A 13837-nucleotide genomic window follows, 5' to 3' on the forward strand; every position below is an offset into this window, starting at 1 on the left:
CGTCTTAGCGCGCCGCCTTGGCCGCCGTGCCGGTCTGAACACCTTGCAAGAACGCCTGCACCATTGCCGCGCCCTCTGCTTCGGCTTCGGGCCTGCGCGGGGCTGGTTTGGGGTCAGCGGATCGTGAAAGTCCGACCATGACAAGGCCAGCACCACTCAGGGACGTCCCGACGATGGTCAGCGCAAGCGGCCAGCCAACCAACTCGCTAAGCACGATCAATCCGGCGGTGGCCAAAAGCCCGACGCCGGACAATACCAACAGCGTGCCTGCACCACCGTAGGCCGCCCAGTCAAGCACCCGAGCAGCCTTTGCTTCGAAATATGCGGCGATCATTTGCGGCCGCCCATGAATCCGACCAGAAAGCCGAGGCCTGCCGCAACACCCAAGGCGACGCCGGGCCGTGCGGCAACAAAATCCTGCGTCTGGATGCCAAGGTCCTGCGCCTGCTTGCCCGCCTCACTTGCACGTGCGCGCGCGGCGGCTTTTGCGTCTTGGGCCTTTTGCGATCCGGTCTCGGCCAGAAGCGATGTCAGATCAGAAACATCCTCTTTGATGCGTTCGATCTGCTCCGCCAAATCCTTCTGGGTCACGGTGGCGTTCTTGACTTCATCTTTGGTTGTCGTCGCCATTGTACGATCTCCTTTCAGTCATGAATGATGACATTGGAGCTATGTGCCAAGGGCTTGGATTTCAAGTTTATCACTGGAAATATGCATTTTCCATCCCATATAGGGGGCGTCCCACGGCACAATTGCCGTGTCTGAAAAAAGGAGAACCATCATGCTCTATTGGGCTGCTACATTCCTTATCATCGCGATTGTCGCAGGCGTTCGTAGGCTTTGGCGGCATCGCCTCGGCTTCCGCCGGTATCGCGCAGATTCTCTTTTTCATCTTCTTGGTTTTGTTCGGCCTGGCCCTGCTGTCACGCCTCATACGGCGGATGTGACACAGCAGTAAAAAGGGGCCGCCCTGTCCTGGGGCGGCCGCTATGATCAGGTTGCAGCCGACGGTTGCCCCACCCGCCCCATGATCCAGAGCGACAGACCAAGTGCTGCCAGCGCGCAGAGCGCAATCGCGGCGACCATCGGCAGGGCCGTGCCGTTGAAGAACTGCGCCGACAGCACCATCATCACGCCGCCCACCAGCATTTGCAGGGTGCCACCAAGGGATGACGCGAGGCCGGCAATATCGCCGTGGTCATCCAGCGCCATGACCATCGTCGTCGGGATCACCAGCCCAAGGCAGGCATTGCCCAGCGCCAGCCCGGCGATGATCACATAAAGCGTGCCACCGCCCAGCGCGACAACCAGCGTCAACGCCGCCGTGATCAGCGCAAAGCCAATGATCGCATTGCGCATCACCGCCACCATACCAAAGCGCGCGCCCAGCGGACCCGCTGCCTGTGACGCACCGAAAAAGCCGATGGCGTTGACCGCAAACGCGATGCTGAAGCCTGTGGGTGTCAGCCCGAATTGATCGGTGTAAACAAAGGCCGCATTGGCAAGGAACACAAAGAAACTGGCCATGCCAAAGCCGCCGATCATCGTCAGCCCCATGAACACCGGATCGCGCAGCAAGACAAGCGCACCACGGCGCAGGTTTGCGAAATTGATCGGCACCCGCATATCTGGCGCAAGAGTTTCGCGAAACGCAAAGGCCGTGACCAGCAGGCTGGCCCCTGCCGCCGCGAACATTGCCCAAAACAGCAACCGCCAGCCACCGACCAATAGCAACCCGCTGCCCGCCAAGGGCGCCAGCATCGGCGAGACGGAGATCACCAGCATGACCATGGCCATCAGTTTGGTGCCCTCGACGCCGGTGTAACGATCCCGAATGATCGCGCGCGGCACGACCATCAGCACAGCCCCGCCCAGCCCCTGCATCGCGCGGAACGCAATCAACCAACCGATGCTGGGGGACAGCGCGCAACCCACTGTTGCCACTGCAAAAATTCCTAGCCCCAGATACAACGGCGGCTTACGCCCGACCTGATCGGACCACGGGCCATAGACCAGTTGGGCCAGACCAAAGGCGATGAAATAGGCAGTCAGCGTCATCTGTGTGGCCGCGACACTTGCCCCCAGATCGCCCTCGATCATCGGCAAGGCGGGCAGATACATGTCGATGGCAAAGGGGCCAACGGCAGACAAAAGACCAAGGATCAGGGCAAAGCGCAGCATCGTAACCTCTTAGGTGGGAACTGCCCTGCTACGCCGCAACGCACGACTTGGCAATCACCCTCAGGCGGCTTCTTCCTGTTGCTGCCTGTTCCACAGTTGGGCATAGCGATCCCCCTTGGCCAGCAGCGCATCATGGGTGCCTTCTTCGACGATCACGCCGTTTTCCAGCACGACGATCCGGTCGGCATCGGCAATGGTGGACAGGCGGTGGGCGATGGTAATGACCGTGCGGCCCTGCCCCATCGCCTTAAGCTCGGCCTGGATTTCCATTTCGGTTTCCGTGTCCAGCGCGCTGGTGGCTTCGTCCAGCAGCAGGATCGGCGGGTTTTTCAGCAGGGTGCGGGCAATCCCGACCCGCTGTTTTTCACCGCCTGACAGCTTGAGGCCCCTCTCGCCCACTGTGGTTTCGTATCCGTCGGGCAGGCTTTGGATGAAATCATGAATCTTGGCGGCCTTGGCGGCGGCTTCGATCTCGGACCGTGTGGCATCAGCGCGCCCGTAGGCGATATTGTAAAGGATCGTGTCGTTGAACAGCACCGTGTCCTGCGGCACCACGCCGATCTGGGCGTGCAGGCTGTGTTGCGTTACGTCGCGCACGTCCTGCCCGTCGATTTTCAACGCCCCGCCGTTCACATCATAGAACCGGAACAGCAGCCGCCCGATGGTGGATTTTCCCGAACCACTAGACCCGACAATCGCCACGGTCTGACCCGCGCCGACCTTGAGGCTGACGCCCTTCAAAATCGGGCGCGCGGCGTCATATCCGAACAATACGTCGTCCAGCTCCACTTCACCGCCTTGCACATTTAGAACATCCGCACCCGATTTATCAGTCACTTCGGACGGTTGCTCTAACAAATCGAACATCTGCCCCATATCGACCAAGGCTTGGCGAATTTCGCGGTAAACCGTACCCAGAAAGTTCAGCGGCATGGTGATCTGGATCATATAGGCGTTGACCATGACGAAATCACCGACCGTCAGCACACCGTTTTGCACGCCCACGGCGGCCATGATCATCACCGCGACCAGCCCGCCAGTGATCAGCAGCGATTGGCCAAAGTTCAGGAACCCAAGCGTGTAGTTGGTTTTCAGCGCAGCCTGTTCATACTGCGCCATCGCCCCGTCATATCGTGCGGCCTCGCGCGCCTCGGCGCCGAAATACTTGACCGTTTCAAAATTCAGCAGGCTGTCGATCGCCTTTTGGTTTGCGTCCGTATCCTGATCGTTCATTTCCTTGCGGATCTTCACGCGCCATTCGGTGACACGGAACGTAAACCAGACATAAAGCGCGATGGTGACAACCACGACGGCCAGATACCAGACATCGAACAGGAAAAACAAAACCACCGAAATCATCAGCAGTTCAAGGATCAGCGGGCCGATACTGAACAACAGGAACCGCAGCAGGAATTCCACGCCCTTCACACCGCGTTCGATGATCCGGCTTAACCCGCCGGTCTTGCGGGTGATGTGATAGCGCATGGACAGGCGGTGGATATGGGTGAATGTCTCAAGCGCCAACTGGCGCAACGCGCGCTGCCCGACCCGCGCGAATATCACGTCCCGCAACTGTTGGAACCCGACATTCATCAGCCGCGCCATACCATAGGCCAGCGTCAGCCCCACGGCCCCCATCGCCAGAAACAGGGCCGACGATCCACCGTCTTCACCGGCCAGACTGTCCACCGCGCCCTTGTAAAACAGGGGCGTGCCCACCGCGATCAGTTTCGCCAGAAACAGCACGACCAGCGCCATGACCACACGGCGCTTCACCCATGCCTGCCCGTCGGGCCACAGATAGGGAACAACCCGCCGGATCGTGCGCATCCCGTTCAGTTGTTCGTTGTTGAGGTTGGCAGCGGTTTTGGGCAGGCGGCGCATATTTCGGCTTTCTTCTGAACGGATAGGTTTAGATAGGGGCGCCATTGGCGAATGACCAGTCATGACCTGCAAGAGGGTCGCATTGCCCCTTCCCCTGCGAGCCGCTAGGACTTGGGCAAAGCACGCACAGGAGTTCCCGATGACCGCCCTTGATAAACCCGACCTTGGCCCGTTTGACTGGGCTGATCCTTTCCATCTTGAGGGTCAGTTGACCGAAGATGAACGGATGCTGCGCGACGCAGCCAACACATTCGCCCAGACGTCCCTGCAACCACGCGTTACAGCCGCCTACAGCAACGCAGAAACCGATGCGGGCATTTTCCGCGAGATGGGCGATGCGGGCCTGCTGGGCCTGACCATCCCCGAGGAATACGGCGGGCTGGGCGCGGGTTATGTCACCTACGGCCTTGTTGCGCGCGAGATTGAGCGGGTCGATAGCGGCTATCGGTCGATGATGTCGGTGCAATCGTCCTTGGTGATGTATCCGATCCACGCCTATGGCTCTGATGAACAACGGCAAAAATACCTGCCCGGTTTGGCCGCTGGCACGCTGATCGGCTGTTTCGGGCTGACCGAACCCGACGCAGGCAGTGACCCGGGTGGCATGAAAACCCGCGCGGAAAAGACCGCGACGGGCTACAAGATCAGCGGATCAAAGATGTGGATTTCCAATAGTCCTATCGCTGATGTGTTTGTGATCTGGGCCAAGTCCGATGCGCACGAAGGCAAGATTCGCGGCTTTGTTCTGGAAAAGGGCATGAAGGGGCTGTCTGCGCCAAAAATCGGCGGCAAACTGTCCCTGCGTGCCTCAATCACCGGTGAAATCGTCATGGACGGCGTGGAAGTCGGCGAAGATGCGCTGCTGCCCAATGTCCAAGGCCTCAAGGGTCCGTTCGGCTGTCTCAACCGCGCGCGTTACGGCATCAGCTGGGGCGTCATGGGCGCGGCCGAGGCCTGCTGGCACGCCGCACGTCAATACGGGCTGGACCGCAAGCAATTCAACAAGCCGCTGGCGCAAACCCAGCTTTTCCAGAAAAAACTGGCCGACATGCAAACCGAAATCACCTTAGGCCTGCAAGGGTCACTGCGGGTGGGGCGCCTGATGGAGGACCACACCGCCGCGCCCGAAATGATCTCAATGATGAAGCGCAACAACTGCGGCAAGGCGCTCGACATCGCCCGCCACGCCCGCGACATGCACGGCGGCAACGGAATTGCAGAAGATTTCCAAGTGATGCGCCATATGATAAACCTTGAAACGGTAAATACCTATGAGGGCACGCACGACGTTCATGCGCTTATTCTGGGGCGGGCGCAGACCGGATTGCAGGCCTTTTTCTAACGGTCGCAAAAAGGGCTATCCCCTTGCCAAGTTTCGCCGCAAATGGGCGCAACAAGGGGCCAGCCCGTGACAGGAAAGAGTGTGATGAAAGACGCTGCCAGCAAGTTTGATGCCGACCTCACCGATCTTGGCCAGGATGAATGGCTGGCCCAGCTTGAGGACGTGGCCGAGGAATACGGCTATTTTGAAAACCTTGGTCCCGATCACATGGCCGCCTTCATCGACGAAGGCACAAAACTGCTGGTGACATTTGAAACGGTCAACACCGCTCACAAGCTGAACCACGACGAAGAACCGATCGGGTTCACCTTTGTGCGCGAAGAAGGCTGGTCGCATCTGGCGATTCTGGCAACGAAAAACAGCTGGTTCCGTGACCGGTATGTTTACGGATATTTTGATCGGCTGGTCGATGACGGCTTCTTCGAGGACTTCGATTCGGTGCTGTTTTACGGTGCGGGCATGGGTGGTTACGCCGCTGCGGCCTATTCGGTTGCAGCCCCTGGCGCGCAGGTTCTGGCATTGCGCCCCTTTGCCACCCTTGATCCGCGCGTCACCGAATGGGACGACCGTTTTCGCAAGATGCGCCGCACGTCATTTACCGACAGATACGGCTATGCGCCTGATATGATCGACGCGGTGGACCGCGCCACAATCGTCTATGATCCGCGCCAGCAGTTGGATGCCATGCATGCGGCGATGTTCACCAAATCCAATGTCACGAAACTTCGCGTGCCAAATCTGGGCGATACGATTGAACGGGATCTGGCGGGGATGCACCTGCTGGCCCCCATGATCGTCGCGGCGATGGATGGCAAACTGACAGCGGCCGCATTTGCGCGCCTTTATCGCAAGCGCCAAAGCCACCTGCCCTATTTGCGCGCCCTGCTGCACATCACCGAAAACCGCGCGCGGCCCGACCTGACCCGCCGCGTCTGTGAATTTGTGCTGCGCGAGCGCCAGCGCCCGCTGTTCCGCCGCAAGCTGGAAGAACTTGATGCCCTAGCCGCGCCGGTCGGCGAGTAGTTTTTGCGCGCCCGCGACGATCCGGGCCGCAAAGTAACCCAACACCAGCCCGATCGCGATCCAGAACGGTGTGCCACTGTAAAACACCCGCGCCAGACCCCCGACCGCGACCAACACGACCATGAAGCTCAGCAAGCGATGCTCACTTTCCGCGACCGCAAAAAGCGGCGACACCAGCTTGGCCAATGGCCGCGCAACGGGGGCATCAAGGTAAGGCGTCACAAAGCCGCCAACGATTGCGATAATGAATCCGAACATGTCACTCTCCGTTTGTTGCACCCATCCTAGCACACCGGTCGCGCCGCGCGGGGGGAAAAGACACGCCCTCTGGTCAGAACGTCCACTTGGGTGTAATCGGTTCCCATGAGCCCAAAGATCATAGACCGCCTGACGATCCGCCGCCCAGACGATTGGCATTTGCACCTGCGTGACGGGGCGATGCTGCAAGGCGTGTTGCCCGAATCTGCCCGCCACTTTGGCCGAGCAATCATCATGCCCAATCTGGTGCCACCCGTTGTCACGGCAGCCCATGCCGCCGCCTACCGCGACCGGATCATGGCCGCCCTGCCCGATGGCATGGCGTTCCAACCGCTGATGACGCTTTACCTGACCGAAGACACCGATCCGGCCGATGTGGCCCGCGCCCACGCCGATGGCATTGCCACGGCCGTGAAACTTTACCCCGCAGGCGCAACAACCAATTCCGCCAGCGGTGTCGCCGATTTCGACAAGGTCCGCCCGGTGCTGGAAACCATGGCCGAGATCGGTATGCCGCTTTGTGTGCACGGCGAAGTCACCGACCCCGACATCGACATTTTCGACCGCGAGGCGGCGTTCATCGACAAGGTCCTGAAACCGATCCGCAAGAAAACGCCCGACCTGCGTGTCGTCATGGAACATGTGACCACGCAAAACGCCGTAGATTACGTGCGCGACAGTTCAAAAAATCTGGCCGCCACGATCACCACGCACCACCTGATCATCAACCGCAATCATATCCTTGCCGGTGGCATCCGCCCGCATTACTACTGCCTGCCCGTGGCCAAACGCGAAAAGCATCGTGTGGCGCTGGTGCAGGCCGCGATATCTGGCGACAAACGGTTTTTCCTTGGCACCGATTCCGCGCCCCACACCGATGCGCGCAAACTGCAGGAATGCGGTTGCGCAGGGGTGTTTTCGGCGACCAACACAATGTCATGCCTTGCCGAAGTCTTTGATGCGGCACGAAAATTGTCGCAACTCGAGGCATTTGCATCCCTCAACGGTCCTGCGTTCTATGGTTTGCCTGCGTCCGAGGACACGATCACGCTTGTGCGCGGGGCGCCCGTTGACTACCCCGCCCATATCGACACGGGCGAAGGCCCTGTGACACTTTTCAATCCCGGTTTTCCGCTGCATTGGCATGTGGAAACCTGACGCTACAGGACCGCGCAGATGATCCCGACAAGTTTCCCGACCAAAGACGAAATGGCGCGCCTGACAGCCCGTATGCTGCTGGAAATCGAGGCGATTTCGTTCAACGCGGACGAACCATTTACCCACGCCAGCGGCAAGCAGGCACCGACATATATCGACTGTCGCAAGCTGATTTCCTTTCCGCGTATTCGCACGACCCTCATGGATTTTCTGACCGTGACCGTCATGCGCGAATGCGGTTTCGAAGCCTTCGACAACATCGCAGGTGGCGAAACCGCCGGCATCCCCTTTGGCGCGATGGTGGCCGAACGCATGGCCCTGCCAATGACATATGTGCGCAAGAAACCAAAGGGTTACGGGCGCAATGCCCGCATCGAAGGGGTCATGACCGAAGGCCAGCGCGTGCTGCTGGTCGAGGATCTGACAACAGACGGAGGCAGCAAGCTGTCGTTCGTCGATGCAATCCGCGACACCGGCGCAACCTGCAACGCCACGGCGGTGATCTTCTATTACGGCATCTTTGACGGCGTCGAGAAAACGCTGGGCGATCACGGCGTGCAACTTCTGCACCTGTGCACATGGTGGGACGTGCTGGCCGAGGCCAAGGCACAAGGGCATTTTACGCCCGAAACCCTTGCCGAAGTCGAATCGTATCTTGGCGATCCCGCCGCATGGTCCGCCGCACGGGCGGGTGCGTAGAAAAAACTCGCCAATCTTTCCGCAAGGTTAACGCCCGCGCCCACCGCAGATGTTGACAGAACGCAGCGCGCAGGCGCAATATCTGGGCCTTGGCGGGTGCGGAAAAGCTATCCACAGAAACATACATTTTGCCCCCGCCGCGCGGGCGTTGTATCCGGTCCGGCACGGACAGGACGACCAGGGGCGAGGGCAGCATGAACGAGATCACCACATTCAACGCGACAGGTGTCGAAGGCGCGAACGCGGACTCCATGCCCCACTCGATCGAGGCCGAACAACAACTGCTGGGCGCGATCCTGACCAACAACGACATCTTTGACCGCATCGCCAGCATCATCGGCCCGAAACATTTCTACGATCCCGTCCACGCGCGCATATTTGAAACGGCCGCAAGCCGGATTGCCAAGAACAACCTCGCCTCGCCTGTCACGCTCAAGGCATTTCTGGAAGACGACGAAGGGCTAAAAGAACTCGGTGGGCCTGCCTATCTGGCGCGCCTTGCTGGCGCGGCGATTTCGGCCTTTGCCGCGCGCGATTACGCGCAGATGATCTATGACTTTTCGGTGCGCCGCGAGCTGATCCAGGTGGGCCGCGACATCGCCGCCAAGGCTGCGTCGGTCGACATCGACAGCGAACCCAAAGAACAGATCGTCGAGGCCGAACAGGAACTTTACCGCCTTGCGGAACAAGGCACCACGGAAAGCGGATTTCAAAGCTTTCTCAAGGCTGTAACGGACGCTGTTAATGTCGCTAACGCCGCCTATCAGCGCGAAGGTGGCCTTGCCGGTGTCGCCACTGATCTGGCCGACATGGACCGGATGCTGGGTGGTTTGCACAAGTCCGATCTGTTGATCTTGGCGGGTCGCCCGTCGATGGGCAAAACCTCGCTGGCGACCAATATCGCCTACAACGTCGCCAAAGCCTATAAAAAGGGCAAGCTGACCGATGGGTCCGAGGGGGCCGTGGACGGCGGCGTTGTCGGGTTTTTCAGCCTTGAAATGTCTGCCGAACAGTTGGCGGGCCGTATCCTCGCCGAAGCCTCGGAAATTTCCAGCCACAAGATCCGCCAAGGCGACATGGACGAGGTGGAATTCCGCCGTTTCGTCGATGCCGCCAAGTCGCTCGAGGCCTGCCCGCTGTTTATCGACGATACCGCCGCGATCCCGATCAGCCAGTTGGCCGCCCGCGCCCGCCGCCTGAAACGCACCCACGGGCTGGACCTGCTGATCGTCGACTATTTGCAGCTTGTGCGCGGCACCTCGGAAAACCGCGTGCAGGAAATCGGTGAAATTTCCATGGGCCTCAAGGCGATCGCCAAGGAATTGCAAATTCCGGTTATCGCCCTGTCACAGCTGTCGCGTCAGGTCGAATCCCGCGAGGACAAGCGCCCGCAGCTGTCCGATCTGCGTGAATCAGGATCAATCGAGCAGGACGCCGATGTGGTCATGTTCGTCTATCGCGGCGAATATTATAAAGAACGCGAAAAGCCCGCCGATCACGAGTTGGACAAGGTCGCCGTTTGGCAAGAGGAAATGGACCGCCTGCATGGCAAGGCCGAAGTCATCATCGGCAAGCAGCGCCACGGCCCCATCGGCACGGTCGAACTGTCGTTCGAGGCGCAATTCACCCGCTTTGGCAATCTGGTCAAACCTTGGCAGCAGGACAGCGGCGGCGGCAATTTCTGATTGCGCGTTGCATCTGGCAAGTTGCCCCCTAAACTGGGCCGACCCTGCTGGAGAGCCCCATGGACGACGACCAAGACCCCCGCACATCCGCCGCACAGGAACGCGGCGTGCGCTATGCCCGTGAACTTGAAAACCATCTGACATGGCTGGATACGATCACCGGCACTGCGCTGGGGATTCTGGCCGTGGCATCAGGGATTTACACCTATCTTGGTGTCTCGTCCCTGCTGGATGACACCGGCGCGCTCAGCTTTTTTGCGGCGATGGCCTATTCCGTGGCCGTGTCTGTGGCGATCTTCGTGTTCTGGTCCTACCTCATGCGCCTATTGCCTGCCGTGCGCACGGCAGGCGCGCGCATCGGCTTGCTCGCCTCCATGTTGCTAGGCAGTTGCGCGATCATCGCCATGTCATCCTGGCTGAATGCGGCTGCTTTGGCTGGTGCTGCCGCCGTGGAACAGCATTTGGCGAAAACCGTGCAAGATTATCAGGGCGCGCTGGAACGCGCCAATGCGGTGGCCGTGGCAGCGCAGGGGCTGGAGCGTGATGTGGCCCGCGTGCGCCAAAGTTTCGACGATCTGGGCGAACAAGAGGCCACGGGCCAGTTGTCTGGCATCGCGGGGCAAGGCGCCGTGTTTCGCCTCTTGCGGCAGAAATCCGATGAACTGGCCGGCCTTGAGGCGCAGATTGCCAGCCAGCAGCCGCTGGTTGACGCCGCCTTTGACGAAGGCAACGCGATCCTGTCGCGGATGCGCGCCCTGACGGTCGAACCCGGGCCCGTTGATGCACGCTCGGTCCAGTTTTCCGAAGATGCGGTGCGGCTGGCCAATATCATCACGCAATTGCGCCAACTGTCCGTCGCCCCGCTGGTCGAACGGGCCGCGCAAGACCTGTCGGCCTCGGTCGTGCTGCCGCAACTGGATGGCAGCACCGATGCCAACCGCCAAGACCAGCAGGCCACCATCACGGCGGTGCTGACCGTGCTGGGCCAGCGCGCCGAAACCCTGCAAGTGGCCGCGCAAGGCGTGCTGGGCATGGCCCCGCCGCAAGAGATTACCTATACGCCGATTTCAACGGCCGATGCGGTGATCAAATACGCCGAAAACTTTGTCCCAAGCTGGGCGGGTGCCATCGCGATTGATCTGTTGCCTGCCGTGCTGGTGTTCATCGTCATGGTCACCCAAGCCGCCATCAGGTCGGGCCGCGAGGGGGCCGCAAACGAGGACATGATGACACTGGCCGAATTGCGTACCGCCATCGTTGCACTGCGCGATGTCGAAGGGGTGATGGATCGCCCAACGCAGCCCGTTCCACCAGACAAACCCAAAGACACATGACCGCGCCGCCAGACCTGCCTACAGACGTGCAAGACGACAAGCCGTTTCAGGCCAAGCGGATCATTCAGGCCGTCTTGATTGTGCAACTGGGCATCGCCGCGATCCTGTTTGGCGCTGATCTGTTGCCAAGCCTTGGCCGTCTGATCGCGCCCTCGGATGCGCCCGCCCTGACTCAGCCTGCCAGCCCCGGCGATCAGACCCGCCGCTTTAGCCCGCGCGATGTGCCCACCCGTGCGCCCAATCCCGGCACGCGCCCTGTGCCAGCCAACACGGATATGCCCACCCGCCTCGCGTTTGAATTCATCACATGGGAGGACACCCCCGCCCTGACCCTGACAGGCGCGATCGAGGCAGGTGACGCGGAACGTTTCGCCGATGCGCTTGCCCTGAACGACGCGCCGCAGGTCGTGTTTCTGAACAGCCCCGGCGGATCGGTGTATGACGCGCTCGAAATTGGCCGCGCCCTGCGTGATCTCGATGTGACCACGCGGCTGACCGCCAGCGATATCTGCCTGTCCGCCTGCCCCTATATCTTTGCCGCAGGCACCGCGCGGATTGCCGAAGATGACGCGTGGCTGGGTGTGCATCAGCACTTCTTTGACGAAAACACCGTCCTGCCGGCCTTTCTGGCGGTCGAGGACATCCAGCGCGGTCAGGCCGAGGTGGTCGGCTATCTTGATGACATGGGCGTTGATCTGCGGATCATGCAGCCCGCCATGGCGACCCCGCCCGACGAGATTTACTTGCTGACGCCGCAGGAACGCACAGATTACAATCTTACCACACCCCTGCCGGAATGACTGCATAAACCGCTTGACCTGGAGTGACTCCAGCCTGTTATCGACGGTCCATCACGCAAAGGGACCGTCATGACAATCGCAGAAATCGCCGCGCTGTCGGGGCTAAGTATCGACACGATCCGGTTCTACGAAAAAGAGGGGCTGTTGCCCCCCATTCCGCGGGACGGACGCGGCTGGCGGGTGTTCACGCCGGATGCAATCGACTGGCTGGTCACGCTTGGCCGCCTGCGCCGCACCGGAATGCCGCTGGCGGATATGACGGCCTTTGCCCGCTCGGCCCACGGACCGGATGCAGAAACCCGTGCGCAGGAAATCATGCGTCGCAACCTGCTGGCGGCCCACGCCGCGCGGCTGGCCGGCAAACGCGCCGATCTTGACGCCTGCGCCGCCTACCTTGCGAAAAAAATCGCGATCTATGGAAAGGATTGACCCAATGCACAGCACGACAGACTGGAACGACACGCCCCTTCCCGCCCTTGGCATGGGCTGCTGGGCCATTGGCGGACCGTTTTACGCAGGCGACGATCCTGTGGGCTGGGGCGCGTCTGATGACGATACTTCGCGCGCGACGCTTCTTGCGGCCTATGATGCGGGGTTGCGGCTTTTCGATACAGCGCAGGCCTATGGCTGTGGCCATTCGGAAACCCTGTTGGGCGAGGTGTTGGCCGACAAACCCGATGCGCGGATCGTCACCAAGGTCGGAATCGGCATTGATCCGGCCACACGCCAGATCACCGGTCTTGTCACTGATCCCGCCGCGATCCGCACTGCCTTTGATGCCTCGCGCAAGCGCCTGCGCCGCGATGTGATCGACCTTGCACTGGTGCACCCGAACGAATTCTCCGTGGCCGAGGCCGCGCCGGTGTTCGACCTGCTGGCAGATCTGCACGCGCAGGGCCAGATCCGCGCATTCGGCTGGAGCACCGATTTCCCCGACAAGGCCCGCGCTTATGCGGACCGCGACGGGTTTGGCGCGGTGGAATACGCGGCCAACGTATTCTTTGCCGCAGAACAGATCAGCGCGGCGATGTCGGACATTAAGGCAACCGCGCTGATCCGCTCACCACTGGCGATGGGCCTGCTGGGCGGGCGGATCACACCTGATACCGAAGTGCCTGCAAATGATGTGCGCGCCCGTGAAAACGACAATATGGATTGGTTCACGGGGCGGCGCATGACCCCGCATTATGCCCATCGCCTTGCGGCGATCCGGTCCTGCCTGACAGTCGGCGGGCGCACGCTGGCGCAGGGCGCAATCGGCTGGCTATGGGCGCGTCACGCAGGCGCGATCCCCGTGCCGGGCATGCGCACGCCCGCGCAGGTCGCCGATCTGGTCGGGGCGCTGGCGCATGGCCCCCTGCCCGCCAACACCATGGCCGAGATCGAGCGCCTGATAGATCGCCCGCCCGAAGGCCCACCGCGCGCGCGATAAGGCAACTGACCCTTTGCCCTTGACCTTGCCCGCCCGCCTGT

General features: G+C 60.9%; 14 protein-coding genes and 1 pseudogene. 10 read left to right on the plus strand and 5 right to left on the minus strand.

The annotated features are described in order from the left end of the window. Positions 1–4: 4 nt before the first annotated feature. Positions 5–334 carry a hypothetical protein gene (locus SJY21_RS04090; protein WP_377506571.1) on the minus strand — a complete coding sequence of 110 codons (330 nt, stop codon included), beginning with the start codon at positions 332–334 and terminating at the stop codon, positions 5–7. Beyond that, entirely contained in the window at positions 331–630 is a 300-nt protein-coding gene (locus SJY21_RS04095; protein ID WP_377506574.1) for a hypothetical protein, read from the minus strand. The genes SJY21_RS04090 and SJY21_RS04095 overlap by 4 nt, the downstream gene beginning before the upstream one ends. A 151-nt stretch (positions 631–781) precedes the next feature. On the opposite strand from SJY21_RS04095, the pseudogene SJY21_RS04100 reads away from it, so the two are divergent. Then, positions 782–947: pseudogene (locus SJY21_RS04100) on the plus strand (DUF1328 domain-containing protein). A 46-nt stretch (positions 948–993) separates the two neighbouring features. Here SJY21_RS04100 and SJY21_RS04105 read toward each other — a convergent pair. Next, entirely contained in the window at positions 994–2181 is a 1188-nt protein-coding gene (locus tag SJY21_RS04105) for a multidrug effflux MFS transporter (RefSeq protein WP_377506577.1), read from the minus strand. A 60-nt stretch (positions 2182–2241) separates the two neighbouring features. Continuing rightward, on the minus strand, positions 2242–4065 hold the full coding sequence (locus SJY21_RS04110) for an ABCB family ABC transporter ATP-binding protein/permease (protein ID WP_377506580.1): 1824 nt from the start codon (positions 4063–4065) through the stop codon (positions 2242–2244). A gap of 139 nt (positions 4066–4204) precedes the next feature. Here SJY21_RS04110 and SJY21_RS04115 point away from each other — a divergent pair, with 139 nt between their 5' ends. Then, a complete protein-coding gene (locus SJY21_RS04115) occupies positions 4205–5407 on the plus strand; it encodes an acyl-CoA dehydrogenase (RefSeq protein ID WP_377506584.1) in 1203 nt (400 codons plus the stop codon). 66 nt (positions 5408–5473) lie between these two features. Next, on the plus strand, positions 5474–6430 hold the full coding sequence (locus SJY21_RS04120) for a phosphoadenosine phosphosulfate reductase (RefSeq protein WP_377506586.1): 957 nt from the start codon (positions 5474–5476) through the stop codon (positions 6428–6430). On the opposite strand, the gene SJY21_RS04125 is transcribed toward SJY21_RS04120, so the two are convergent. Further along, a complete protein-coding gene (locus tag SJY21_RS04125) occupies positions 6407–6688 on the minus strand; it encodes a hypothetical protein (RefSeq protein WP_377506589.1) in 282 nt (93 codons plus the stop codon). The two genes, SJY21_RS04120 and SJY21_RS04125, sit on opposite strands and share 24 nt — an antisense overlap. Before the next feature lie 105 nt (positions 6689–6793). On the opposite strand from SJY21_RS04125, the gene pyrC reads away from it, so the two are divergent. From pyrC to SJY21_RS04160, 7 genes are all read left to right on the plus strand, one after another. Beyond that, positions 6794–7846 carry a dihydroorotase gene (pyrC, locus tag SJY21_RS04130; RefSeq protein ID WP_377506591.1) on the plus strand — a complete coding sequence of 351 codons (1053 nt, stop codon included), beginning with the start codon at positions 6794–6796 and terminating at the stop codon, positions 7844–7846. A gap of 18 nt (positions 7847–7864) precedes the next feature. Beyond that, positions 7865–8545 (plus strand): orotate phosphoribosyltransferase, encoded by a 681-nt coding sequence (locus tag SJY21_RS04135; RefSeq protein ID WP_377506594.1) that lies wholly within the window; start codon positions 7865–7867, stop codon positions 8543–8545. A 194-nt stretch (positions 8546–8739) separates the two neighbouring features. Beyond that, entirely contained in the window at positions 8740–10230 is a 1491-nt protein-coding gene (locus SJY21_RS04140) for a replicative DNA helicase (RefSeq protein ID WP_377506597.1), read from the plus strand. A 59-nt stretch (positions 10231–10289) separates the two neighbouring features. Then, positions 10290–11564 carry a hypothetical protein gene (locus SJY21_RS04145; RefSeq protein WP_377506600.1) on the plus strand — a complete coding sequence of 425 codons (1275 nt, stop codon included), beginning with the start codon at positions 10290–10292 and terminating at the stop codon, positions 11562–11564. Continuing rightward, positions 11561–12364 (plus strand): hypothetical protein, encoded by an 804-nt coding sequence (locus SJY21_RS04150; protein WP_377506603.1) that lies wholly within the window; start codon positions 11561–11563, stop codon positions 12362–12364. Before SJY21_RS04145 ends, SJY21_RS04150 begins: the two co-directional genes overlap by 4 nt. A 69-nt stretch (positions 12365–12433) precedes the next feature. After that, positions 12434–12793: a MerR family transcriptional regulator gene (locus tag SJY21_RS04155; protein ID WP_377506606.1), complete on the plus strand. Its 360-nt coding sequence runs from the start codon at positions 12434–12436 to the stop codon at positions 12791–12793. Positions 12794–12797: 4 nt separating this feature from the next. Continuing rightward, positions 12798–13796, plus strand: coding sequence for an aldo/keto reductase (locus SJY21_RS04160; protein ID WP_377506609.1), 999 nt, complete (start codon positions 12798–12800; stop codon positions 13794–13796). The last annotated feature ends 41 nt before the right edge of the window (positions 13797–13837 follow it).

The sequence above is a fragment of the Octadecabacter sp. R77987 genome (assembly GCF_042466115.1).
Taxonomy (GTDB): domain Bacteria; phylum Pseudomonadota; class Alphaproteobacteria; order Rhodobacterales; family Rhodobacteraceae; genus SW4.

Bases quoted from the DNA above. Each gene is read 5' to 3' on its own strand.
- SJY21_RS04095 (WP_377506574.1), bottom strand. From the start codon at position 630: ATGGCGACGACAACCAAAGATGAAGTCAAGAACGCCACCGTGACCCAG.
- SJY21_RS04145 (WP_377506600.1), top strand. From the start codon at position 10,290: ATGGACGACGACCAAGACCCCCGCACATCCGCCGCACAGGAACGCGGC.
- SJY21_RS04110 (WP_377506580.1), bottom strand. From the start codon at position 4,065: ATGCGCCGCCTGCCCAAAACCGCTGCCAACCTCAACAACGAACAACTG.
- pyrC (WP_377506591.1), top strand. From the start codon at position 6,794: ATGAGCCCAAAGATCATAGACCGCCTGACGATCCGCCGCCCAGACGAT.
- SJY21_RS04105 (WP_377506577.1), bottom strand. From the start codon at position 2,181: ATGCTGCGCTTTGCCCTGATCCTTGGTCTTTTGTCTGCCGTTGGCCCC.
- SJY21_RS04090 (WP_377506571.1), bottom strand. From the start codon at position 334: ATGATCGCCGCATATTTCGAAGCAAAGGCTGCTCGGGTGCTTGACTGG.
- SJY21_RS04155 (WP_377506606.1), top strand. From the start codon at position 12,434: ATGACAATCGCAGAAATCGCCGCGCTGTCGGGGCTAAGTATCGACACG.
- SJY21_RS04160 (WP_377506609.1), top strand. From the start codon at position 12,798: ATGCACAGCACGACAGACTGGAACGACACGCCCCTTCCCGCCCTTGGC.
- SJY21_RS04125 (WP_377506589.1), bottom strand. From the start codon at position 6,688: ATGTTCGGATTCATTATCGCAATCGTTGGCGGCTTTGTGACGCCTTAC.
- SJY21_RS04150 (WP_377506603.1), top strand. From the start codon at position 11,561: ATGACCGCGCCGCCAGACCTGCCTACAGACGTGCAAGACGACAAGCCG.
- SJY21_RS04115 (WP_377506584.1), top strand. From the start codon at position 4,205: ATGACCGCCCTTGATAAACCCGACCTTGGCCCGTTTGACTGGGCTGAT.
- SJY21_RS04140 (WP_377506597.1), top strand. From the start codon at position 8,740: ATGAACGAGATCACCACATTCAACGCGACAGGTGTCGAAGGCGCGAAC.
- SJY21_RS04135 (WP_377506594.1), top strand. From the start codon at position 7,865: ATGATCCCGACAAGTTTCCCGACCAAAGACGAAATGGCGCGCCTGACA.